The sequence below is a fragment of the Kitasatospora sp. NPDC001660 genome (assembly GCF_053596725.1).
In genome coordinates this window covers 163,946-186,630 of sequence record NZ_JBSFGU010000005.1, presented here as the reverse complement: position 1 = coordinate 186,630, position 22,685 = coordinate 163,946, and the positions used below count along the sequence as shown (strand labels likewise).

The following is a 22,685-nucleotide window of genomic DNA, read 5'->3' as shown; positions in this document are numbered from 1 at the left end:
CCACCACCCGTGAAGAGAACCGCCGCCCTCCCGGCAGCCGCCCTGCTCCTCGCCCTCACCGCGACCGCCTGCGCGTCCGGCAACGGCACCTCACCCGCCCCGGCCACCTCCCCCGCCCGGAGCACGACCCCGGCGGCAGCAGGTACCCCCAGTCCTCCGCCCGGCGTCGCCCCGGCCCCGCCGACGACGGCACCGGGCGCGGCCTCGGCCGGCGCGAGCACGACCGCGCGGCCGCTCGCCACCGGCCGCAGCGCGGCCCCGAGCCGGTCAGCCTCCCCGGGGACCGCTGCCACGCCGGACCAGGCACCTCCGCCGCAGGCGAGCCCCGACCCCACCTTCCCCCCGAACGACGGTGAGAACCCGGTCGACCTCCAGCACCGCCCCGGCCCCGCCCCCTCCCGCCCGACGGGCTGACGCTCGGGCGGCCACCTGAAGTGGCTGGTCGATCCGGCATCGGCGGCGACGTGATGGCAGCCCGGGCGCCGGCAGGGGGATGAACGGGGGCGCGCGCCGGAGTTGGCCGCACGGCGCTGCACTTGACAGGACATCAGGGTGTCCTGGACAGTCCATATAGCAATGGTTTTCATCTTCGCTAACCGTTGACGTTTTCCGCGCCACCCTCCCCACCCGTCCCGTGAACCCCCGCGAAAGGGGACCCCATGTCGCTCGACGTCTCCCCCGCCCTCCTCGCCCAGGCCGCGCACGGCGAGGTCGACGAGGCCGACTTCGTCGAAACCGTCCGCACCTCGCTCCCCTACGCCTACCGAGTGGTCGCCGGCCTCAGCACCGAACTCGCCGCCACCGATGAGGAGTTCGTCAACGACAACACCACCCCCACCGACGAGGAGCGCGCCCAGCTGCTCCGCGCCCTCGCCAGCAACGCCATCCGCGGCAGCCTGGAGCGGCACTTCGGCGTGACGCTCGCGTTCGTCAACTGCCACCGCGTCGGCGCGTTCCGACCCGGAGCCGAGGACAGCGCGGCGTACCGGGAGTTCACGTCGCTGCACAACCAGATCCGCAACCAGAGCCCGGAGCTGCGCAGCTGCTGACCGCTCGACAGCGACGGGCCTCCGCTCCGTGAGCGGGGGCCTCGTCGCGTTGTGCCGCATGGCGGGCCGGTTACGGATGCGCGTACGGTCCCTCGGCGATCTTGTCGCCGGCGGCCACGGCGAACTCGCCACCGAATACCCGGCTTTGTGACCCTCAGAACTCGTCGGTGTCCAACTCCACGTCGAACGGCACCGGGAGCCGCAGCCGGACACCGAAGGGGTGCGGGCCCTCGACGAGGGTGTAGCCGAGCTCGCCGGGCTGCGAGAAGAGCGTGCAGGTGCGCTCCTGGCGGTCCACCAGGAGGTAAAGGGGAGCGCCGTACTGCGCGTAGCGGCGACGCTTCACCGTGCGGTCCGTATCGGCGTTCGACGGTGAGGTGACCTCCACGACGAGGAAGGTCTGGTCGGGGAGCAGCGCCCCCTCCGACGCCTTGGCGAGTTCGGCCGACACGACCGCCAGGTCCGGCTGATAGAAGTTCGCCGTACCGGGCAGATCGAGGTTGCCGGAGCCCGAGCGGAGGCCGAGTTCGCGCATGCGCGGACGAATCTGCTCGCGAATCACGTCAATGGCGTTCTCATGTGCCCAGGACGGCGACACAGGGGTGATGACTCCCTCGATGATCTCGACGCGGGGACCTGCGATGTGCTGGATCGCGTACTTGAGCGCCTGCTCCGGGTTGGGTACGTGGCTGTAGTCACCCGGGCCGGCGTGCGCCGTGCTCACTCCGCTGCCCTCCTGTCCGGTGGCGGCGCGACCCGCAACGGACCGGCCTCGCGGCAATACTACCGGTGCACGGAGTCGGACTCTGCGTCACCATCCGGATACCGCCACACCCCTCTGGCCAGATGACTAAGCGCTTGCTTAGACTCGCCTTCACGTGTCATCGCCGTGTCGACTGGAGGCGCCCCCATGTCCGCTGTCAATCGCCAGGTCCTTCTTGCCCGCCGTCCGGTCGGGGAGGTGCGCGACGAGGACTGGGAGCTGGTCGACGGGGCGGTCGGGGTGGCCGGGGACGGTGAGTTCGTCGGGCGGACGCGGTACGTGTCGCTGGATCCGGCGATGCGCGGGTGGCTGGACGACCGGCCCTCGTACCTGCCGCCGGTGGGGATCGGCGAGGTGATGCGGGCCGGGTCGGTGGTCGAGGTCGTCGAGTCGCGCCACCCGGAGTTCAAGGTCGGCGACCACGTCGTCGGTGCGTTCGGCGTGCAGGAGTACGCCGTGTCGGACGGGAAGGGCGCGCTGCGCGTCGCCCCGGCCCTCGCGCCGCTCTCGACCTACCTGGGCGCGCTCGGCATGCCCGGGATGACCGCCTACTTCGGCCTGCTGGACGTCGGCGCGCTCAAGGACGGCGAGACGGTCGTGGTGTCCGGCGCCGCCGGGGCCGTCGGGACGATGGTCGGCCAGATCGCCAAGGTCAAGGGCTGCCGGGTGATCGGGATCGCGGGCGGGCCGGAGAAGTGCGCCCTCCTCACCGAGGAGCTCGGCTTCGACGCCGCCGTCGACTACCGCGCCGAGGACGTCCGCAAGGCCCTGCGCACGCATGCGCCCGACGGGATCGACGTCTACTTCGACAACGTCGGCGGCGACATCCTCGACGCCGCCCTGACCCGCCTCGCGATGCACGCCCGCGTCGTGATCTGCGGGGCGATCAGCCAGTACAACAACGAGACCGCCGTCCAGGGCCCCTCCAACTACCTTTCCCTGCTGGTGCGCCGGGCCCGGATGGAGGGCTTCGTCGTCTTCGACTACGCGCGCCGCTACGCCGAGGCGGCGGCCGAGATCGCCGGCTGGATCGGCGAGGGCCGGATCAAGGTCAAGGAGCACGTGGTCGAGGGCACCGTCGACGACTTCCCGCGGACGTTCCGGATGCTGTTCAGCGGCGAGAACACCGGCAAGCTGGTACTGCGCCTGCCGTGATCATCGCGGTGAGCGCCCCGCCGGACGAGTGCCGGTGCCAGGGGCGCCCGACCGGAAATCTTGCGGCGACGGACCGGGGTCGGCCGGACGAAAACCACCGATTTGGTACGAGCCGGTACCTCTCTGTGAGCATGGGCGGTCGCTCCACCGAGCGCAGCAGGACCAGGAAAGGCGCACCACCCTCATGCAGACCAGCCCGGCCGTACCCTGGCAGGCTCCCCGGCCGACCCCGCCCACCGACGCGGAGCCGGCCGCCCCCTCCCCCTCACGGCCGGGCGGGCGGTTCGGTCTGCCGACCGCGACCGCGCTCGTGATGGGGAACATCATCGGCGGCGGCATCTTCATGATCCCGGCCGCCGTGGCGCCGTTCGGCACGGTCAGCCTGGTCTCGTTCGCCGTGCTGACCGTGGGCGCGATCGCGCTCGCGCTGGTCTTCGGGCAGCTGGCGCGCCGCAACCCGCGCACCGGGGGGCCGTACGTCTACGCCCGCGAGGCGTTCGGCGACTTCGCCGGGTTCATCTCGGCCTGGTCGTACTGGATCACCACGTGGGTCAGCAACGCGGCGCTCGCCGTGGCGGCCGTCGGGTACCTCGACGTGCTCGTTCCCCTCGGGCACTCCACCGTGCTCACCATCGCCGCCGCGCTGACCGTGCAGTGGCTGCCCGCGCTGGCGAACCTGGCCGGCACCCGGTACGTCGGGGCCGTCCAGCTCGTCTCCACCGTCCTGAAGTTCATCCCGCTGGCGCTGGTCGCGGTGGGCGGCCTCGGCTTCTTCGACCCGAAGAACCTCGGCCCGTTCGACGCCTCCGGCCAGGGCGTGGTCGGCGGCATGACGGCCGCCGCGGCGATCCTGCTCTTCAGCTACCTGGGCGTCGAGTCGGCCGCGATGAGCGCGGGCGAGGTGCGCGACCCCGAGCGCAACGTCGGCCGGGCGAGCGTGCTCGGCACGGCCGGCGCGGCCCTGGTCTACCTGCTGGGCACGCTGGCGGTGTTCGGCAGCGTCGCGCACGACCGGCTCGTGCACTCCACCGCACCCTTCTCGGACGCCGTGAACGCGATGTTCGGCGGTTCGTGGGGCGGTACGGTGATCGCCGTCGCCGCGCTGATCTCGATGACGGGCGCGCTCAACGGCTGGACTCTGCTGGCCGCGCAGGCGCCGTACGCGGCCGCCAAGGACGGGCTGTTCCCGGCCGCGTTCGCCAAGGAGAAGCGCGGGGTGCCGGTGTTCGGCGTCGTGGTCAGCGTGGCGCTGGCCTCGGTGCTGACGGTGCTCAACTTCGCGTCCGGCGCGAAGGGCGCGTTCGACGCCCTGGTGCTGATCACCACCTTCACCGCGACCGTCCCCTACCTGCTCTCGACCGCCGCCCAGCTCTACTGGCTGGTGCGCGGCGGCCGCGAGGTGGCGACCGCCCGCCTCGTCCGTGACGCGGTCCTGGGCCTGGGTGCGTTCGGCTTCTCGCTGTGGCTGGTCGCCGGCGCCGGGTACGCGGCCGTCTACCAGGGGGTGCTGTTCCTCTTCGCGGGCATCCTGGTGTTCGTCTGGATGGCCGGTCGACGCAAGGACTGACCCCCCTCAAGCCGGGAGTGCCCGGTGGTACTTGTCCCCTGCAAGTATCACCGGGCACTTCCTTGTTCCCGCTGCTTGGGGGCGCTCCTTCGAGGGCGCTCAGCCGGCGCTGGGAGAGGGGACTTGGCCCAGGGGGAGGGTGAACCAGGTGATCTTGCCCGCCTCGGCGGGGCGGGTTCCCCAGCGGCGGGCGAGGGCCTCGACGAGGGTGAGGCCGCGCCCCGACTCCTCGTCCGTTTCGGCGAGCCGGGGATGCGGCAAGTGGGGGCTGTGGTCCGTGACTTCGACGACCAGTTCGGTGCAGTGGCAGCGCATGTGCAGGCGCACGGGCCCTTCACCGTGCTGGATGGCGTTGGTGAACACCTCGGAGGTCAGCAGTTTGACGTCGTCGACCAAGTGATGGTGGCTCCAGGAACCGAGGACCTTCTCGACGAAGGCTCGCGCCTCGGCGACGGAGGTGGGGACCGCGGGCAGCTCGATCGCGGCCGTGACGTCCGGGGCCGCGGGGACCTGGGCCAGCAGGAGCGTGACGTCGTCGTCGTAACCGGGGACGGGCGGGAGCAGGGTGGACAGAATGTGGTCGGCCACGGCTTCCAGGTCGCCGGCGTCGGGTGCCGTGTCGATGGCGTCCATGAGGGTGTTCAGGCGGTCCTCGATGTCGTACCCGGGGGTTTCGATCAGGCCGTCGGTGAACAGGGCGAGCAGGGTGTGAGGGGGCAGGACGGCGGAGGTCTGCTGGTGGGGGATGCCGCCCACCCCCAGCGGCGCGCTGATCGGCGCGGGCAGGATCCGCGCCCGGCGACCGGGGGTGGCGACCAGGATCGGAAGGTGGCCGGCCGAGCAGACGGACACCTCCCGGGTGTCGGGGGCGATGACCAGGTAGCAGCAGGTGACGAGCTGGTCGGGGACCGCGAGGTCACCGACGACGGTCTCCAGCGACTGCATCAGGTCGCGCGGCTCCATGCCGGTGATGGCCAGGGCATGGGCGGCTGAGCGCAGCTGGCCCATGACCGCAGCGGCTTCCAGGCCCCGGCCCATGACGTCCCCGATGAGGATCCCGACCCGGCCCGCGCCCAGGGGGATGAGGTCGAACCAGTCACCGCCGACACCGGCCCCCTGGGTCGCCGGCCGGTAGCGGTGGGCGGCGGTGAGCCCGGGGATGGCGGGCGGGGTGCCCATCAGGCTGCGTTGGAGGGTGAGGGCGATGTGCCGTTGCTGTTCGTAGAGCACGGTCAACTCGGCCTCTGCGGCTTTGCGGTCGCTGACGTCGCGGACGGCGGCGGAGAACAGCAGGCCGTCGCTGGTCTCCAGGGGACTGAGGCTGATCTCGACGGGGAACTCGGTGCCGTCCTTGCGCAGTCCGCGCAGGTCCAGTCCCGCCCCCATGGGCCGTACCTGCCGGTTGGCGGCGTAGTCACTGCGGTGCCGGGCATGGTGGGCGCGGAACCGGCCCGGGATCAGCAGTTCCACCGGCCGCCCCAGGAGCTCCTCGCGGCCGTAGCCGAACAGCGCCTCGGTCTGGGCGTTCACGAGTGTGATCGTCCCCGTGACGTCCACGATGACCATCGCGTCCGGGGCCGCTTCCAGCAGCCCCCGAAACCGCTCCTCTGCGGCCGGAGAGGCGTCCTCGCTCTCCCGCCTCTCCCGCTGGGCCGTCGTTGATCTGTGCCCCTTGCCCATGTCGACCCCATGTGCGTCGTGCCGTACGAGTTTCGAAAGCCAATACCACCGCAACCGGACTGCTCCGCAAGACAGTTGACTCCATTTGCCGCATGGCGAGCGAACCTGGCCCGACCTGACCGGAAGTGACCGTTCACGCAAGGCCGAGGCCGACGACGCCCTTGCGGCGGTTCGGCGAGTCGGCGGATTGGGGGCGCGGCGGGTGAAGGCGCGGCAGGTGGAGGCTCGGCGGGTGGAGGCGCGACGCGTTTCCGTCGACCGGTCGCAGTAGGAGAGACTCGACGGGACAGTGAGGAGACGGACCATGGCGCGACCCGCGGTCGGAGCGGAACTGCTCCGCTGCGCCGAGTGCGGCGGGTACGAGTACGGCGGCGCACCCGCCTGCACGGCCTGCCGCGCCCTCGTCGACGGCATCGTCGAGGACGAATGGTCCGCGCTCCTGGCCCGTCTGGGCGCCAACGGCGAGCGCGATGCGGTGGCACTCGCCGAGATGGTCGTGGCCGAGCCGGATCGACACGACTGGCGCGTGGTCGACGCCGCGTTGGACCGTCTGACCTGCCCCGACTGCGGCGACCGGCTCGCCCGGGGCCCGGTCGGCTGCGCCGCGTGCGACCTCGCGCACGGCTTCCGCTACGCCGCGATCGAGACGGACCGGCCGGGCGTGCCGCGGGGCAACGAACACGGCGTCCGGGTCAACGTCTCGGTCGTCCGCCGCCCGCACGTGACCTCCGCGGACGAACTCCTCGCCCGGCGCCTGATGCTGCCGCTCCTCCTGATGGGCCGGCTGCCGACGACCGAGGAGGCGCAGCGGATGAGCGCCCGGATCAGGCGGACCCCCGCCGCGCAGCGGCCCCAGGTCATCGAGCAGGCCGTGGAGGAGCTGCTCCGGAGGGCGGCGGGCTAGGGCCGACTCGCACTGCGCGTTCGCCGGGGCCGCATCAGGCACGCCGAACCGGCACCTTCGATCGGGTTCCGGAGTAGGCCCTACTCCAGCGTCTCGGCGACGCCCGGCGTGAGCCAGTGGAGGCGGTCGGCGAGGCCTGCGGCGGTGAAGAGGGCGGTCGTCTCCGCGCGGCCCTCGGTGAAGTGCTCCCACGACGTGTAGTGCACCGGAACCACCCGGCGCGCGCCGAGGGAGCCTGTGAGGGCGGCGGCCTGGGCCGCATGCGGAAGCGGCGCCGGTATTCGGTCGGGGTGGCGCCGACGTGGTCGCGGAAGACGCGGTGGACGGTCTCGACGGAGCCGAAGCCGCCGCCGAGCGACGTCAGAAGACGCAGGGGATCCCGCCGTCGGACTGGGCGTCGACCTTGGGGCCCTGCATCGGGATGTCGGCGGCCGGGTCGCTCGGAGCGGCGCTGGGGGTGGCGGGCCGGTCGGACGCGACACCGTCGAAGGAGGTGCCGAGGGTGACCACGACCCGGCCGGCGCCGGCCGAGGCGGACTCGGTGGCGGTGACGCCGTAGCGGGCGGCGATCTGGTCGGCGGCCTCCTTGGCTCCCTTGCCGTAGGTGACGGTGGTGTTCTTCTGCTTGGTGGCGGCCGGGCCGGTCCGCCCCTCCTTGAAGCCCATGCCGACCAGGACCTTGGCCTCGTTGGAGGAGGAGACCCCGGCGGCGGAGGAGGCGTTGAGCACGTCCACGGTGGCCGGGGCGGCCGCCTGGGTGGGCGTGGCAGTGGGGGTTTGCGTCGGGGTGGCGGCCGGGGTGTCGGTGGGTGCGGGCGCGGGGGCGGCGGCGTCGGCGTAGCCGAACACCTGCTTGACCACCTTCTGGATCTTGGCCGGGGTGACGAGGTTGACGTCCTGCGGCGGGTCGCCCTTCTTGCCGCCCGTGTCGTAGGTCAGGGTGTTGAACTCGACGTTGCCGCCGGTCAGGGCCGGGGCCTGCTGGGCGAAGTCGAGGATGTTCCACTCGTTGTCGATGACCAGGTCCTTCTGCACCACACCGAACATCTTCTGCATGGCCCCGAGGTCGCCGATGACGCCCTGCTGCTTGAGCTTGTGCATCACCGAGGAGATGAAGGCCTGCTGGCGGTGGGTGCGGGCGAAGTCGTCATTGTCCCCGTGGCCGTCGTTCAGGTTGTGGCGTTGGCGGACGAAGGAGAGCGCGTCGGCGGCGTTGAGCTTGCTGTGTCCGGCCGGGAGCTTGAGTCCGGTGCCGCCGCCCTCGTGGCCGGGGGTCCTGGACTTGATCGGATCGTCCACCGGGTGGGTGAGGCAGACCTCGATCGGCTCGAGCTGCTTGGCGATGTCGTAGAAGCCCATCAGGTTGACCTCGGCGATGTGGTCCACCGGTTGGTCGAGGAACTTCTGCACGGTGCGGATGGTGGCCGCGCGCCCGATGTCGCGGCCGGCCTTCTCCAGGTCCGCGCCCTTGAGCCCCTTGGCCTTCGAGCTCTTGTCGAACTGGTCCTTGGCGTTGCCGTAGGCTTCCTTGATCTTGGCCCAGCCCATCTCGGTGCCGTCCCCGTTGTAGGTCATCACCCAGTCATCGCGCGGGATGGAGACCGCCTGCACCCTGCCGCCGTTCGCGGGTATGTGCAGCAGGATCAGCGAGTTGGTGTTGTAGCCGCCGATGCTGGAGTCATGGCCGGCGTGCAGCTCGTTCTCCACGATCGATGGGTCGACGTTCGAACCGTCCATGTTCTTGCGGCTGTCCAGGCCGATCAGCAGCAGGTTGACCGAGTTGTCCAGGTGCTTGGGCGCGTCCTTCTTCGTCTCCGCGATGGCGTTGGACGTGGTCATCCCGTCGGTCAGGGACGTGTACTCGTACCAGACCACCCCGCTGGAGACGAACACCGCCAGCCCGACCGAACAGGCCACCACCCGGCCCGCGATCAGCACCGGCGACCGCCGCCCGGCCGGCCCGCGCCCCGCCGCACCGTCAGTGACCTGTCCACCGTTCCGCCTCCGGCCCACGCTGCTTACCCCGTCCTCGAACGACAACTCTCCTGACTCCCAGAGGCGCTGACAGAACGTTCGTGTTACGCGATGTGTCACAGATCACGTGTACCGGGCAGGAGCCGCGAGTTCGCTTGCTCCGCGGGTGGCAGGCGAGCCGGCGCTCGACGGTTGCCGTGGCGAGGTCGCCGAGACCTCTCACGACGACCTCGGTCACCGGCGCGGGTGGATCCCCGCTCAGGCTCCGGAGCTCGTGAGGGCCGCGGCTGTCTCGTGGACGCGCTGCCAGGTGATGCCGGTGCGCTGTTCGACGGCTTGGCGCCGGTCAGGTCGACAGGCGGACACGGGTGCACCTGGTCAGGTACGGCATGGCGATCTCGTCGCGGCCGACGAGGTCGGGGTGGGTGGCGAGCAGGTGCTCGACGTCCGCGAGGAGGCGGGCGCGCTCGGCGTCGGGCAGGGTGATGACGTAGCTGCGCGAGGCCACCATGTCGAGGAGCCCGACCCTGGTCGTGGCGTGCTCCCAGCGGATCTCCAGCCGCTCGGGCGTGCCGAAGGGGGCGGGGACGACGGGCCGGGTGTCGATCGCCTGCTTCGCCGAGCGGTGCATCAGGGCGCCGAGGTCGGCGGCCCACGGCTCGGACTCGTCACGGACGTTCCAGATCAGGGAGAGCGTCCCGCCGGGGGCGAGGACACGCGCGATCTCCGGGACGGCGGTGTTCTGGTCGAACCAGTGCCAGGCCTGCGCGACGACCACCGCGTCCACACTGCCGTCCGGCAGCGGGATCCGCTCGGCCGAGCCGGCCCGCACGGCCGCCTTCGGGACGGCCGCCGCGAGCTGGTCGCGCATCGCCTCGTCCGGTTCGACCGCGACGACGTCCAGGCCCGCGTCCACCAGCAGGCGGGTCAGCTTGCCGGTGCCCGCGCCGAGGTCGAGCACCCGGCGCGCCTCGCGCGGCACGGCCGAGCCGACCAGCGCCTGCGGGTAGCCGGGCCGCCCCTGCTGGTACGCGCCGGCCGCGGCGCCGAACGAGCGCGCCCGCAGCTTGCCGGACCAGCGCCGGGTGGCGCCCTGGCGGGTCATCCCGCAGGCGCGGCCGATCTCCTCCCAGGTCGCGTGGCGGCCGCGGCGCAGTTCGTCGATCAGCGCCGTGCGGCGGTCCTCCAGGGTGGTGATCACTTCGGACACCCGGTGCAGGCCGGCGAGGCCACCGTCGCCCGCGACGTCGGCGGCGATGCGCCGAGCAAGATCATCGATAGTCACGGCCCGCACTCTAGGGCCGCCACGCAAGGGTCGTCAACACTCATTGCTCGGCAAGCAACAGATGTTGCCTCTCGGCGCGGCAGCCACTCCCTGCAAGCTCGCGACGGCACCACCCCCACTCTTTCGAGTGGTTCACTCCCCTGCCTTTGACCATCCGATAGCACGAACTCCCCCTCAGCCACGGCTACTTCGCGCAGAAACCCTCCGCATGAGCGAATCCCGGGCGGGTTGCCAGTGCGACCGCCCCGCGGCGAGAAACCTGGTGCGGGCGCCGACCCCGCAGGGGCGGGCGGCGGGCCGGGCAGCAGGTGTCGCGCACCCGTGCGACCTGTCTGAAACGTCCGGCAAGTTCGCACAAGTCGGCATTGGTGCAGGGATTTTGAGTTTCAGTCAGAAATGTCGAGACCCGGCTATGCTGCCTCGGACCACCGCCCCCACCCGCTTCCGATGTCCCCTTCCGACCGTTTGAGGATGCTGATGCTTCGAGCTGGATCGTCCCCCGGCAGACGGCCCCCCGTCCTCCCGCCCGGGTGGCTGCTGCCCACGGCCGTGCTCGCCGCCGCTGCGGTCGCCGCCGTGGCGATCGCGGCCTCCGGTGCCCGTTCCGAGGTGATCTGGAGCGGGCTCGCAGGCACGGCGGCGGTGGCCCTGGTGGCCGCCGAGGCGGGCCGCCGGGGTCGGGCACTGTCCATCCTTCGCCGGCAACACGCCTGCCAGACGGACGAGTTGCGCCAGAAGATGCTCCGGCAGGACGCCACCATGGTCGCCCTCTCGCGCCAGGAGCTGCCGGCCGCGCTGGCCCGGCTGCAGGCCACCAACTCGGTCGACACCGCGATGCACGCCTACGAGTCCAGGGACCCGATGCTCAGCCCCGAGTACCGGGCCGCCCGGGACGAGCTGCTGCACCGCGTCCTGCGGGCCGTCGACGACGAGACCTCCCAGCGCGAGGCCTCCCAGCGCGCCTTCGTGAACATCGCCCGGCGCGTCCAGGCGATCATCCACCGCCAGGCCCGCGACCTGCGCGAGATGGAGGACCGGCACGGCAACGACCCGGCCGTCTTCGACGACCTGCTGCGCCTGGACCACGGCAACGCGCTGACCGGCCGCCTCGCCGACTCCATCGCCGTCCTCGCCGGCGCCCGCCCCGGCCGCCAGTGGAGCCGCCCGGTCGCGCTCTACAGCGTGCTGCGCGGCGGCATGTCGCGCATCCTGGAGTACCAGCGCGTCGACCTGCACCCCACCCCCGAGGTCGCCGTGATCGGCCCCGGCGTCGAGCCGCTCATCCACGCGGTCGCCGAGCTGCTCGACAACGCCACCCGCTACTCCCCGCCGCACACCCACGTGCACCTGACCGCCTCCGAGGTGCAGACCGGCATAGCGGTCGAGATCGAGGACGGCGGCCTCGGCCTCAGTGAGGACGGCTACGCGCGCGCCGAGCAGGTGCTGCGGCACGCGCAGGGCGAGTTCGACCTCAACGACCTCGGGGAGACCCCGCGCCTCGGCCTGGCCGTGGTCGGCCGGCTCTGCCGCGCGTACGGCTTCCAGGTCACGCTGCGCCCGTCCGCGTACGGCGGGATCCGCGCGGTGCTGGTCGTGCCGCGCGAGCTCATCACCACCGCGCCCGCCACCGGCCGCGCGCACGGCATCGGCAGCATCTCCGGCCCGCGCCCGCTGCCCGCCAACCAGCCGCGTTCCAGGACCGCGTCGCGGCCGTGGGGTCCGCCGCCCCTGTCGGTCACCAGCCCGGCCTTCGCCAAGTCGCCGTGGGCCGGCACCGGTCCGATGCCGTCGGGCCCGGTGCAGCCGGGGCCGACGCACTCGAATCCGATGCAAGGGGCACCGATACGGGCGAACGGGCACGGGCCCGGGCCGACGGACGACCTCCCGGTGGTGACCGAACGCACCGCCACCGGGCTGCCGCAGCGTCGGCGCCACCGCCCGACGCTCGGCCGCGCCGGCTTCCCCGGGCCCGCCCGGGACACGGCGGTCCCGGCCCAGGAGGCGGCTGCCAAGGAGCCGGTGCAGCCCGGCATCTGGCTCACCGCCTTCCTGGAGGGCATCAACGGCGAGGCGACGCCCACCGGTTCGGGCGAGCGCCCCGGCGAGGCCGACCAGACCAGTGAAAAGACGGCAGGGAAGGGCGAGCAGTGATTCAGCAGCGCACCAACATGGACTGGATGCTCAAGGACCTGGCGCTGAGCGTCCCGTACGCCCGCCACGTGATCGTCCTGTCCGCCGACGGCCTGCGGATGGCGCAGTACGGCACGGACCCGGACGCCGCCGACCGGCTCGCGGCCGCCTGCGCCGGCCTGCAGAGCCTGGCCACGGCGGTGGCGCACGAGTTCCCGCACGGGGACGGCGGGATGCGGATGGTCGTGATCGAGGTGAGCGGCGGCTTCTTCTACATGATGGCGGCGGGCTCGCGCGCGTACCTCGCCGTACTGGCCGACGAGGGCGTCGACGCCGGGTTGGTGAGCTCGCAGATGCGGGACCTCGTCGCCCGGATCGGCGAGCACCTGACCACGCCGCCGCGCAAGGGCGAACAGGTCGCATGAGTGGGCGGAAGGTGGACTCATGACTGACCCAGGCCCGGGCGGGCGCGGGGACGAGGACGATCCCGAGCGCCTGTACGTGATCACCGGCGGGCGCAGCGGTCCGGCCGGTCCGGCCCCGTTCGACCTGGTGACGCTGATCATCGCGCGGGCCGAGCCGAGGCCCGCGATGCAGCCGGAGCACGCGGCGATCCTGCGGATGTGCGGCTCACCGCTGTCCGTCGCCGAGATCTCCGCCTACCTGCGGCTGCCGACGAGCGTGGTCACCGTCCTGCTGGCGGACCTGCTCGGCGACGAACTGATCGAGGCCCGCTCCGCCGTGCCCCCGGCGGACTTCCCCGACCGTGCCCTCCTGGAGGCGGTGATCCATGGACTGCAGCGACTCTGACACGCTGGTCGGGCCGGCGGCCGCGGACCTGCTCCCGGCCACCACGGCCGCGGCGGTCAAGGTGGTGATCGTCGGCGGTTTCGGGGTCGGCAAGACGACCCTGGTCGGTTCGGTGAGCGAGATCCGTCCGCTCACCACCGAGGAGACGATGACCCAGGAGGGCGAGGGCGTCGACGACGTCGCCGGGGTCGAGCGCAAGACCGAGACGACCGTCGCGATGGACTTCGGGCGGATCAGCATCAGCGACGAGCTCGTCCTGTACGTCTTCGGCACGCCCGGGCAGGAGCGTTTCTGGTTCCTCTGGAACGGCCTGTTCGAGGGCGCGCTCGGCGCGGTCGTGCTGGTCGACACCCGCCGGCTGGAGGTCAGCTTCGAGGTGATCGGGCGGCTGGAGGACCGGGGCGTGCCGTTCGTCGTCGCGATCAACAGCTTCCCCGAGTCGCCGGCCCACCCGGTCGAGGACCTGCGGTCCGCCCTCGACCTGCCGCCGGACGTGCCGATCGTCCTGTGCGACGCCCGGCGGCGCGACTCCTGCCGGGACGTCCTCATGGCCCTGATGCGCTACCTGTACGACCTCTCCGCGAAGCGGGCGTGAGCCCCCGCGTCCGTCCGTTGCCCCGTCCGATCCGATCCCGTCCGATCCCGGAGACCCCGTGACAACTCCGCAGTCCGACAGCACACTTCCCGACGACCTCGCGGTGGCCCCGCCGCCCGCCTGCCCCGTGCACGGCCTCGCCGAGATCGGGCCGACCGGTCCGGGCGGCGTGCGGCGCCTGTACGGGCCCGAGGCCGAGGCCGACCCGTGGGCGGTGTACGAGAAGCTCCGCGCCGAGCACGGCGAGGTGGCCCCGGTACTGCTGCACGGCGACGTGCCGGCCTGGCTGGTCCTCGGCCACGCGGCGAACCTGACGGCGATGCGCACGCCCTCCCTCTTCTCGCGGGACTCCCGCCTGTGGACGAAGTTCAAGGACGGGACGGTCGGCCCGGACTCGGTGCTGATGCCGGTGCTCGCGTGGCAGCCGATGTGCGTGTTCGCGGACGGCGAGGAGCACCGGCGCCTGCGCGGCGCCGTCAACGACGGCCTCGGCGGCTTCGACCAGCGGGGCATCCGGCGCCACGTCATCGGCTTCGTCGACGCGATGGTGCGGGACTTCGGCCCGAGCGGGCACGCCGAGCTGGTCGCCCAGTTCGCCGAGCACCTGCCGATGCTGGTGATGACCCAGCTGCTCGGCATGCCCCGCGAGTACGGTCCGCGCCTGGTCGAGGCGGCCCGGGACCTCATGAAGGGCACCGAGACGGCGATCGCGAGCAACGACTACGTCGTGGCGAGCCTGCGCCGGGCCATCGAACGCAAGCGCATCGAGCCGGGCGAGGACCTGGTGACCGCGCTGATGCGGCACCCGGCCGGGCTCACCGACGACGAGGTGCTGGAGCACCTGCGGGTCGTGCTGCTCGCGGCGAACGAGACGACCGTCAACCTGATCGCCGACACGCTGAAGATGGTCCTCACCGACCCCCGCTTCCGGGCCCACCTGTCCGGCGGGCACATGACCCTCGCCGAGGCGCTCGACCAGGTGCTGTGGGACTCCCCGCCGATGATCCTGGTGGCGGGCCGCTGGGCCACCGGGGACACCGAGCTCGGCGGGCAGCAGATCAAGGCGGGCGACCTGCTGCTGCTCGGCCTCGCGGCGGGCAACTACGACCCGGTCGTCCGGCCCGACCCGACCGCGCCGCTGCACGGCAACCGCTCCCACCTGTCCTTCGGCAGCGGCCCGCACGAGTGCCCCGGCCAGGACATCGGCCGGGCCATCGCCGAGACCGGCATCGACCACCTGCTCACCCGGCTGCCCGACCTGCGGCTGGCCGTCGAGGAGGAAGAACTGGTCTGGACGTCGGCGTGGCTGTCCCGCCATCTCGTGCGACTCCCGGTCGAGTTCACGCCCAAGACGCTGCCGGAGCCGAAGAAGGACGACGAGCCGGCCGCCGAGCCCGTGACGCCGGACCCGGTGCCCGAGGAGCCGGTCGCGGTCACCATCCCGCGCCAGCGCGGCGGTTGGTGGAGCAGGCTCACCGCGTTCCTCCGCCGCTGACGGACGCCCGCTGTCGGACGCCCGACCGGCAGGGTGGCCGCCTCCCGTGGGAGTCGGCCACCCCGGCTGTCAGAATCCGACGATCTGCAGATTCGAGAGGTTCTCGGTCATCGGCCCGCCGAGCACCGACCCGGGTACCGGCGGGTTCAGCGGTCCCGGGCGTCCGCTCGCGTGCGCTCCAGCGTGAACGTGTCGACCGGGATGAGGTCGCCGTGCGGACCGTCGAAGGTGTAGTAGGTGACCGTCATCCGGGTGCGGCCGCCGCGGCGGTCGCCCGGGTCGACGTCGAAGGCCGCGAAACCGTGGGTGTGCTGCCGGTCCTGGACGGCGGCCCACGGCGCGTCCTCGGTGACCCAGATCGACTCCCGGTACGGCGCGCCCGGGCGCGGCTTGTCCTCCAGCGCGACGACGACCCGGCCCTGCGGCGTCTCGAACAGGTCGTCCTGGGTGGTCGCGGCGTTGCCGCCGGCGCCGATGATCATGTGCACGGTGCCGCAGTCGGTGTCGGCCAGCTCGGGGTCCGTGCCGGTCGGCACCGGCGTGCGGGTGTCGTTGGGGAGCGTCCCGCGGACGGGGTGGGAGCGTTCGTAGTAGTGCTCGTGGCCGCTGACGACGAGGTCCACGCCGTACGCGTCGAACAGCGGGCCCCAGGCCTCGCGGATGCCGAGATCGCTGCCACTGCCGTGCTTGGAGGTCGAGATCATCGGATGGTGCATGCAGACGACGATCCAGTCGATCGCCCGGCTGCTCCGGGCGGTCCGCAACTCCTGCTCCAGCCAACGCAGTTGGGCGCCTCCGGAGTAGCCGCGCAGGTAGCTCTCGCCGCTGTTCTGGATCGCCACGTCGTCGTTGGCGAGGCTGATGAAGCGCACGGCGCCGACGGTGAACGCGTACCACATGCCGGCCGTCTCCTCGTCGGAGGAGGCGGTGGAGTCGGGCAGGTCGAAGTACGTCTGGTAACCGAGGGCGCCGATCGGGCCGTTGCCGCTCTCGTTCTCGTGGTTCCCGGCGCACGGCATCCACGGGCGCAGCCGGGTGGAGCGGCTGTTGCTGATGAACCAGTCCGCCCACGTCGCCGTGCGGCTCTGGCCGTGCCGTCCGCTGTAGGAGGCGTAGCAGAGGTCGCCGTTGACGAGGTTGAACAGCGGGCCGACGCGTTCGACGGCGGCGACGATGTCGGCGGAGGCCGGGGAACCGATCTGGCTGCTGGTGTAGACCGGGTACTTCCCGAGCGGGGAGGGGACGCCGTCGGGGAAGTCGACCTTGCGACGGAGGTTGGGCGCGCCCTGGTCGCCGAAGCTGGTGAACGTGAAGGCGGCCCGCCCGCGCGGGGCGGTGGTGAAGGACCCGGTCTCCGGGTTGGCGCCCTCGTGCCCGGCGGCGTAGAGATAGGTGGTGGCGGGCCGCAGCCCGCTGATGCGGGCGTGGTGGACGTACACCTCGTCCTTGGAGAGCGCGTCCCGGTAGGTACGGGTCTCGGCCTCGACGACCTTCCCGAGCCCGCCGTCCGGCGAACCGACCCGCACGTGCGGGCGGCCGACCGACTGCGGGGTGAGCCAGGAGACGGTCATCTCGGAGGAAGGATCGCCGCCGAACTGGAGGTGGATCCCGCTGACACTGGGCGCGCCGAGCCGGTGCGGGGTGGACTGCAGCAGCGGGGTGGGACCGGCCGCGGCGGGCGTTGCCGTGCCGACGCCGGCGACCAGGACGGCTCCGGCCGCCGACGATCCTCTGAGTAACTGCCTGCGCGCGATGCTCACCGAACTCCCCCTGAGTTCCTGGACGGTGGTGTCGCAGCACTCTAACCGCATGATCATGCCAAGTCGAGATCTTCGCCGTGGCCGCTCGCCCGCGGCGGCTTCCGGCTACGGCTTGCGGGCCACCCCCGCGTAAGCCGCCACCTCGTGGTCCGCGAGCGCGGGTGCGTCGTCGAGCTCGGGGCGCCAGCGGTTGATCAGCGTCACGCCGGGCTCCTCCAGCTCCAGCCCGTCGAAGAAGCGCGCCACCTCGGCGCGCGTGCGCAGGTGGTTCTCTATCCCGGCCTCCGAGTACCGCTTGGAGCCGATCGACACCAGCTCGGGGATGGTGTCGGCGGTACCGGCGGTCAGGGCGAGGAAGCTGCCGGAAGGGAGGGCGTCGAGGAGCTTGCGGACGGGCGGGTGCGCGGCCTCGTCGGAGAGGAAGTGCACGAGGTTGACGAGCATCAGGGCGATCGGCCGGGAGAAGTCGAGCGTGCCGGCGACGGCCGGGTCGGCGAGGAAGTGCTCGGGGTCGCGGAAGTCGCCCTCGACGTAGGCGGTCCGGCCTGCGGGGCTGCTGGTGAGCAGGGCGCGCGAGTGGGCGAGCACGATCGGGTCGTTGTCGACGTAGACCACCCGGCAGGCGGGGTCGACGGACTGGGCGACCTCGTGCAGGTTGGGCTCGGTGGGGATGCCGGTACCGATGTCGAGGAACTGTCGCACGCCCCGCGTCTCGGCGAGGTGACGCGTCATCCGGTGCATGACGGCGCGGGCCGCGCGGGTGGCGGCGCGCGAGCCGGGCCACTGGGTGAGGATGTCGTCGCCGACCGCGCGGTCCACCGGGAAGTTCGTCTTGCCGCCGAGCAGGTAGTCGTAGACCCGGGCGGGGTGGGCGCGGTCCGTCCTGAGGTCCACCGAGGGCAGCGGCTCCGACGTGGTCCGGCTCAGCCAGTCGTCGGCTTCGCGCTGTGCCATGGTTCCTCCCGATGTGACCTGTTCGGCCGGTTCGGTTGCGGAAGATGACCGAACATCAGCCGGTCTCGGACTGTACACGACCACCTGCTGTCCGGGGGCCGGAGTTCCGGATTGCGGCGAACGCGGGCACGCGCAGCACCGTGAAGGTCGCGAACAGCGGGCCGAGCGAGCAGAGCGCGACGTAGTACGGGATCACGCCGAGGTGGTGGTTGCCGCCCAGCCACTCGGCGAGCAGCGGGAACGTGCCGCCGAACGCGGCGATCGTGGCCGCGTTGACGACGCCGAGGCCGACGGCGCGCACGGCGGTCGGGAACAGCATGCCGGTGAAGACGTTGAGGGTGCCGAGGGAGGTGGCGACGAGCATCCCCATGACGACGGCGACGAGTTGGAAGGGCAGCCAGCCGTGCCGCAGCGCGGCGAGCAGCGGCAGCACGAGGAGCACGGTCAGGGCGAAGGCGGTCCGCATCACCGGCAACAGGCCCGCACGGTCGGCGAGGACGCCGCTGAGCAGCATGGTGGCGAGCACGACGGCCAGCACGAGCGTCATGAAGGAGGCCGCCTCCTCCTTGCCGATCACGCCGTACGCGGCGGCGTACTGCGGCAGGTAGACCAGCGCGAAGTAGTAGCCGATCGTGCCGCCGAGGGTGTGGAGGAAGACGGTGAGCACGGCCCAGCGGTGGCGGCGCAGCGTGCCGAGGAACGGCGGGCGGTCGTCCGCGCGGCCGGTCCGGTCGCGGCGGAACTCCCCGCTCTCGGGGGCGGCCCGGCGCACCCACACGGCGGCGAGGCCGAGCAGGGCGGCGACGACGAAGCCCCAGCGCCAACCGCCGTGCTTCAGGCCCTCCTTGCCGAGGGTGTGCAGCAGCACGGCGAGCACGCCGTAGGAGATCAGCGAGCCGATGATGATGCCGCCGTAGGACACCGAGCTGAACGCGAACCGGTGCCGGGGCGGCGCGGTCTCCGTCACGTACGCGGCCACGGTGGGCGTCTCGCCGCCGAAGGCGAGCCCCTGGACGACGCGCGCGCCGACGGCGAGGACCGCCGCCCACACGCCGATCGTCTGCCGCCCGGGCAGGAGCGCGATCCCGAGGCTGGCGGCGGCGATCACCGACATGCTGAGCGTGAGCCCGAAGCGCCGGCCGCGGCTGTCGCTCAGCCGCCCGATCAGGAACGAGCCGACCGGCCGCGCGACGAAGCCGACCGCGAACCCGACGTACGCCGCGAGCAGCCCGCTGACCCCGCCCTTGCCGTGCCCGAAGAGGTCCGCCGCGAAGTACGGCGCGAGCACGGCGTAGACGTTCCAGTCGAAGGACTCGACCACCGATCCGACGGTGGCGGCGGCCAGTTCGCGCCGCCGTCCGCCCGCGGCCGGTACGGGGTCGCGCAGCGGCAGGGCCGCGGTCTGATCTGTCATGACCTCAGAATCCCACCGATCGACAGGGGCGGGAATGGAGTTCACGGCAACCGGTGCGCCGTTCCGCGACCGCATGCGGACGGGGCCGGGACACGCTTCGTCGCGCTTTGTCCGCCTTTTACCGCGAACCCCGGCACGGGAAGGTCCCTCCCCGTACGATCGATGTCGCAGTCGGATGATATGTGTGTGCCCGTGAAGATCATCCGGACCTCCCGACGCGCCCTTCCCGTGGCCGTCAGCGCCGCCCTCGGGGCGGCCCTCCTCGCCGGCTGCACGAGCTCCGGCGGCGGCACGACCGCCGCCTCCGGCACGCCGGCCCAGTCCGCACCCACGACCACCGGGGCCCCGACGGCAACCGCCACGCCCACCCCGACCCCGAAGCCCACCGGTGCCAACGACCCGGCGCTCAAGGCGTTCTACGGCCAGCAGCTCGCCTGGGCCGCCTGCCCGCCCGACCCGCAGACCGGCACGACCGACGACTCCCCCGTCCAGTGCGCCACCCTCAAGGTGCCGCTCGACTACGCCGACCCGGCCACCGGCACGCTCGACGTCGCCGTCGTCCGCGACCCCGCCGCCAAGCCCGACCAGCGCGTCGGCTCGCTGCTCCTCAACCCCGGCGGCCCGGGCGGCTCCGGGGTGACCATGGTCAAGGCCGGCGCCAAGCACGCCAAGGGCACCACCCTGCACGACCGCTTCGACATGGTCGGTTTCGACCCGCGCGGCGCGGGCGCCACCAGCCCGATCAACTGCCTGGACGACAAGGCCCGCGACGGCTGGATCACCACCGACCAGCCGGGCGACGACCACGGCAAGTCGCTCGCCGACGCCTGCAAGGCCAAGTACGCGAGCATCCTGCCGTACGTCGGCACCCGCAACACCGCCCGCGACATGGACGTGCTGCGCGCGGTCCTCGGCGACCAGAAGCTCAACTACCTCGGCATGTCCTACGGCACCTACCTCGGCTCGCTCTACGCCGAGGAGTTCCCGGACCGCGTCGGCCACCTGGTGCTCGACGGCGCCACCCTCCCGTCCGTCTCGCTCGTGCAGCACAACGTCGAGCAGCAGGCCGGTTTCGAGCGCGCCCTCAAGGCCTTCGCCGCCGACTGCGCCGGCAAGGACGGCTGCCCGCTCGGCCAGGACCCGGACCGGGCCCCGCAGAAGCTCGCCGACTTCCTCGACGGCCTCAAGGACAAGCCGCTCACCACCGCCGACGGCCGCACCCTCACGGCGACGGCCGCCTGGAACGGCGTGCTCGACAACCTGTACGGCGGCGAGCAGGACTGGAAGCCCCTGCGCGAGATCCTCAAGGCCGCCATGCAGCGCGGCAAGGGCGACTACCTCTACCAGCTCGCCGACGGCGCCTCCGGCCGCGACAAGAACGGGCACTACAAGGCCTCGGCGGACGCCTACACCGCGATCCACTGCGCCGACGGCGCGACCAGCGGCCCGACCGCAGAGCAGCTCCAGGCCGCGCTCACCGACCTCGCCGCCAAGGCGCCGCTGGTCAGCAGGCACAACCCGACGGCCGCCCTGTTCGACCCGGACTGCCGCACCTGGCCGGCGCCCTCCGCCGAGAAGCCGCACGTGATCAAGTCGGCCGCCGCGACCCCGATCGTCGTCGTCGGCTCCACCGGCGACCCCGCCACGCCGTACGCGTGGGCGGAGCGCCTCACCTCGGAGCTGGGCAACGCCGTGCTGCTGACCCGCGAGGGCGAGGGGCACACCGGGTACGGCGCCAGCAGCTGCATCCGGACCGCCGTCGACGCCTTCCTGGTGGACGGCACCGTCCCGGCCGCCGGGACGCGCTGCCCGTCGGACTGACACTCCACCCCCTGGGAGGTGCCGCCCCTCGCGGCACTTCCCAGGGTTTTCTCATCTCCGGCCCCGCCAATGATCTGTCATGTCCACGCTATCGTTGGGCGATCCGACAACTTTCAACAGCTCTTACGACAACGCCTGACGATTCCTGACCATGACTGACGACCATTCAGGGGAGGCCGGGGGGCCATGCCAGCTGACTTCGATCCCGGCCCGCACGCCGACGACGCGCGTGGGGGCCTGCTCTACCAGGGCAGCGACATCGAGGAGTTGCACTCCCTGGTCGCCGCGCACTTCTCACCCCACCGCCTGCGCGTCCTCGACCGCGACCGGCCCGTCGACGGCCAATTCCGCCGGATCTGGGCCGGACCCGTCTCCGTCTACGACCTCGGGTACGGCACCGACGTGGAGATCGACCCGGGCGAGCTCGCCAAGTTCTACAACGTCCACATCCCGCTCGCCGGCCACGGCACGGTCACCGTCGACGGCACGGAACTGCCGACGACGCTCAGCATCGCCGGACCCGGCCAGCGGCTCGCCATGGCCTGGAGCGGCGACAGCCTCAACCGGGTGCTCCTGATCACCCGCCAGACCCTCGACGACGCCCTGGCCGTCCGGCTCGGCGACACGCCCTCGGGAGTGACCCGCTTCGACCCGGTGCTCGACCCCGGCTCGGGCGCCGTCGCCGCATGGCTGAGCACCGTGCAGAGCTTCACGCGCTCCGCGCAGGCCGGGCTGCTCGACCGGTCGCCGCTGGCCCTCGGGCACTTCGAACAGCTGCTGGTGCACGGCCTGCTGGACGTGCAGCCGCACCGGATCAGCGCCTGGGAGTCCTCGGAACGCGCGGCGCCCGCCGGAGCCGTCGGACGCGCCCTCGCGTACTGCAGCGACCACGCGCACGAGCCGATCTCGGTCGCCGACATGGCCGTGGCCGCCCGGGTCAGCGTGCGCAGCCTGCGGGCCGGCTTCCGCAGCCGCCTCGGCACCACCCCGCTCGCCCACCTGCGGCACGTCCGCCTGGAGGCGGCCCACCGGGAGCTGCTCGCGATGGCCCGTGGGGAGGCCACCGCGAGCAGCGTGACCGAGGTCGCCCTGCGCTGGGGTTTCACACACCTGGGCCGCTTCGCCGAGACGTACCGCAAGACGTACGGACGGACGCCGTCGGCGGTCCTGCGCGAGAACCGGCCCCCGCGAGAACGCACCCATTAGACCGCCGGCACCGGGCCCGGCACTATCCATCCACGGCAGCGGCGGCGCGGCCGTTTCCGGATAGCCCGCCCCGGCCGGGCTCGGCAAGGCTTGCCTCATGGGCAACACCGGGTCGAGCCGCAC

At 72.2% G+C, this 22,685-nt stretch carries 19 protein-coding genes and 1 pseudogene; 12 read left to right on the top strand and 8 right to left on the bottom strand.

All coding sequences use genetic code 11. The annotated features are described in order from the left end of the window. Positions 1-9 precede the first annotated feature (9 nt). On the top strand, positions 10-414 hold the full coding sequence (locus tag ACWCXH_RS07905; RefSeq protein WP_449800477.1) for a hypothetical protein: 405 nt from the start codon (positions 10-12) through the stop codon (positions 412-414). 245 nt (positions 415-659) lie between these two features. After that, the gene (locus tag ACWCXH_RS07900; RefSeq protein ID WP_449800476.1) at positions 660-1,049 is read left to right on the top strand and encodes an SCO5389 family protein; all 390 of its coding nucleotides are present in this window, start codon (positions 660-662) and stop codon (positions 1,047-1,049) included. A 154-nt stretch (positions 1,050-1,203) separates the two neighbouring features. Here the strand turns inward: ACWCXH_RS07900 and ACWCXH_RS07895 are convergent, their stop codons facing one another. Further along, positions 1,204-1,773 (bottom strand): Uma2 family endonuclease, encoded by a 570-nt coding sequence (locus ACWCXH_RS07895; RefSeq protein ID WP_449800475.1) that lies wholly within the window; start codon positions 1,771-1,773, stop codon positions 1,204-1,206. Positions 1,774-1,959: 186 nt separating this feature from the next. Between ACWCXH_RS07895 and ACWCXH_RS07890 the strand changes: the two genes are divergently transcribed. Together ACWCXH_RS07890 and ACWCXH_RS07885 are read left to right on the top strand one after the other, a co-directional pair. Beyond that, on the top strand, positions 1,960-2,967 hold the full coding sequence (locus tag ACWCXH_RS07890) for an NADP-dependent oxidoreductase (protein ID WP_449800474.1): 1,008 nt from the start codon (positions 1,960-1,962) through the stop codon (positions 2,965-2,967). Between the two features lie 184 nt (positions 2,968-3,151). Then, positions 3,152-4,534 (top strand): amino acid permease, encoded by a 1,383-nt coding sequence (locus tag ACWCXH_RS07885; RefSeq protein ID WP_449800473.1) that lies wholly within the window; start codon positions 3,152-3,154, stop codon positions 4,532-4,534. Between the two features lie 99 nt (positions 4,535-4,633). Here ACWCXH_RS07885 and ACWCXH_RS07880 read toward each other — a convergent pair whose 3' ends face one another. Continuing rightward, positions 4,634-6,214 carry an ATP-binding SpoIIE family protein phosphatase gene (locus ACWCXH_RS07880; protein ID WP_449800472.1) on the bottom strand — a complete coding sequence of 527 codons (1,581 nt, stop codon included), beginning with the start codon at positions 6,212-6,214 and terminating at the stop codon, positions 4,634-4,636. 304 nt (positions 6,215-6,518) lie between these two features. Between ACWCXH_RS07880 and ACWCXH_RS07875 the strand changes: the two genes are divergently transcribed. Beyond that, complete coding sequence (locus ACWCXH_RS07875; RefSeq protein ID WP_449800471.1) at positions 6,519-7,118, top strand: hypothetical protein; 600 nt, start codon at positions 6,519-6,521, stop codon at positions 7,116-7,118. Positions 7,119-7,198: 80 nt separating this feature from the next. Here ACWCXH_RS07875 and ACWCXH_RS07870 read toward each other — a convergent pair. From ACWCXH_RS07870 to ACWCXH_RS07860, 3 genes and pseudogenes are all read right to left on the bottom strand, one after another. After that, a pseudogene (locus ACWCXH_RS07870) lies at positions 7,199-7,378 on the bottom strand (hypothetical protein); the annotation flags it as partial. 100 nt (positions 7,379-7,478) lie between these two features. Next, positions 7,479-9,056 (bottom strand): LCP family protein, encoded by a 1,578-nt coding sequence (locus ACWCXH_RS07865; RefSeq protein WP_449800470.1) that lies wholly within the window; start codon positions 9,054-9,056, stop codon positions 7,479-7,481. Positions 9,057-9,438: 382 nt separating this feature from the next. After that, entirely contained in the window at positions 9,439-10,377 is a 939-nt protein-coding gene (locus ACWCXH_RS07860) for a class I SAM-dependent methyltransferase (RefSeq protein WP_449800469.1), read from the bottom strand. Positions 10,378-10,854: 477 nt separating this feature from the next. Here ACWCXH_RS07860 and ACWCXH_RS07855 point away from each other — a divergent pair, with 477 nt between their 5' ends. Genes ACWCXH_RS07855 through ACWCXH_RS07835 form a run of 5 tightly spaced genes read left to right on the top strand, consistent with a single transcriptional unit; the run spans position 10,855 to position 15,407 of the window. After that, complete coding sequence (locus ACWCXH_RS07855) at positions 10,855-12,528, top strand: ATP-binding protein (protein ID WP_449800468.1); 1,674 nt, start codon at positions 10,855-10,857, stop codon at positions 12,526-12,528. Further along, positions 12,525-12,932: a roadblock/LC7 domain-containing protein gene (locus ACWCXH_RS07850; RefSeq protein ID WP_449800467.1), complete on the top strand. Its 408-nt coding sequence runs from the start codon at positions 12,525-12,527 to the stop codon at positions 12,930-12,932. The genes ACWCXH_RS07855 and ACWCXH_RS07850 overlap by 4 nt, the downstream gene beginning before the upstream one ends. A 19-nt stretch (positions 12,933-12,951) precedes the next feature. Then, on the top strand, positions 12,952-13,317 hold the full coding sequence (locus ACWCXH_RS07845) for a DUF742 domain-containing protein (RefSeq protein WP_449800466.1): 366 nt from the start codon (positions 12,952-12,954) through the stop codon (positions 13,315-13,317). Next, the gene (locus tag ACWCXH_RS07840; RefSeq protein WP_449800465.1) at positions 13,298-13,912 is read left to right on the top strand and encodes a GTP-binding protein; all 615 of its coding nucleotides are present in this window, start codon (positions 13,298-13,300) and stop codon (positions 13,910-13,912) included. The genes ACWCXH_RS07845 and ACWCXH_RS07840 overlap by 20 nt, the downstream gene beginning before the upstream one ends. A gap of 58 nt (positions 13,913-13,970) precedes the next feature. Beyond that, positions 13,971-15,407 carry a cytochrome P450 gene (locus ACWCXH_RS07835; protein WP_449800464.1) on the top strand — a complete coding sequence of 479 codons (1,437 nt, stop codon included), beginning with the start codon at positions 13,971-13,973 and terminating at the stop codon, positions 15,405-15,407. A gap of 146 nt (positions 15,408-15,553) precedes the next feature. On the opposite strand, the gene ACWCXH_RS07830 is transcribed toward ACWCXH_RS07835, so the two are convergent. From ACWCXH_RS07830 to ACWCXH_RS07820, 3 genes are read right to left on the bottom strand one after another with little or no spacing between them, the layout of a single operon-like run. Continuing rightward, entirely contained in the window at positions 15,554-17,224 is a 1,671-nt protein-coding gene (locus ACWCXH_RS07830) for a purple acid phosphatase family protein (RefSeq protein WP_449800463.1), read from the bottom strand. Positions 17,225-17,272: 48 nt separating this feature from the next. After that, the gene (locus ACWCXH_RS07825; RefSeq protein ID WP_449800462.1) at positions 17,273-18,121 is read right to left on the bottom strand and encodes an SAM-dependent methyltransferase; all 849 of its coding nucleotides are present in this window, start codon (positions 18,119-18,121) and stop codon (positions 17,273-17,275) included. Positions 18,122-18,176: 55 nt separating this feature from the next. Then, positions 18,177-19,535 (bottom strand): MFS transporter, encoded by a 1,359-nt coding sequence (locus tag ACWCXH_RS07820; protein WP_449800461.1) that lies wholly within the window; start codon positions 19,533-19,535, stop codon positions 18,177-18,179. A gap of 186 nt (positions 19,536-19,721) precedes the next feature. On the opposite strand from ACWCXH_RS07820, the gene ACWCXH_RS07815 reads away from it, so the two are divergent. Continuing rightward, positions 19,722-21,356, top strand: a complete 1,635-nt coding sequence (locus ACWCXH_RS07815) for an alpha/beta hydrolase (RefSeq protein WP_449800460.1) — start codon at positions 19,722-19,724, stop codon at positions 21,354-21,356. 186 nt (positions 21,357-21,542) lie between these two features. Beyond that, positions 21,543-22,562, top strand: a complete 1,020-nt coding sequence (locus tag ACWCXH_RS07810; RefSeq protein WP_449800459.1) for an AraC family transcriptional regulator — start codon at positions 21,543-21,545, stop codon at positions 22,560-22,562. Positions 22,563-22,685 lie beyond the last annotated feature (123 nt).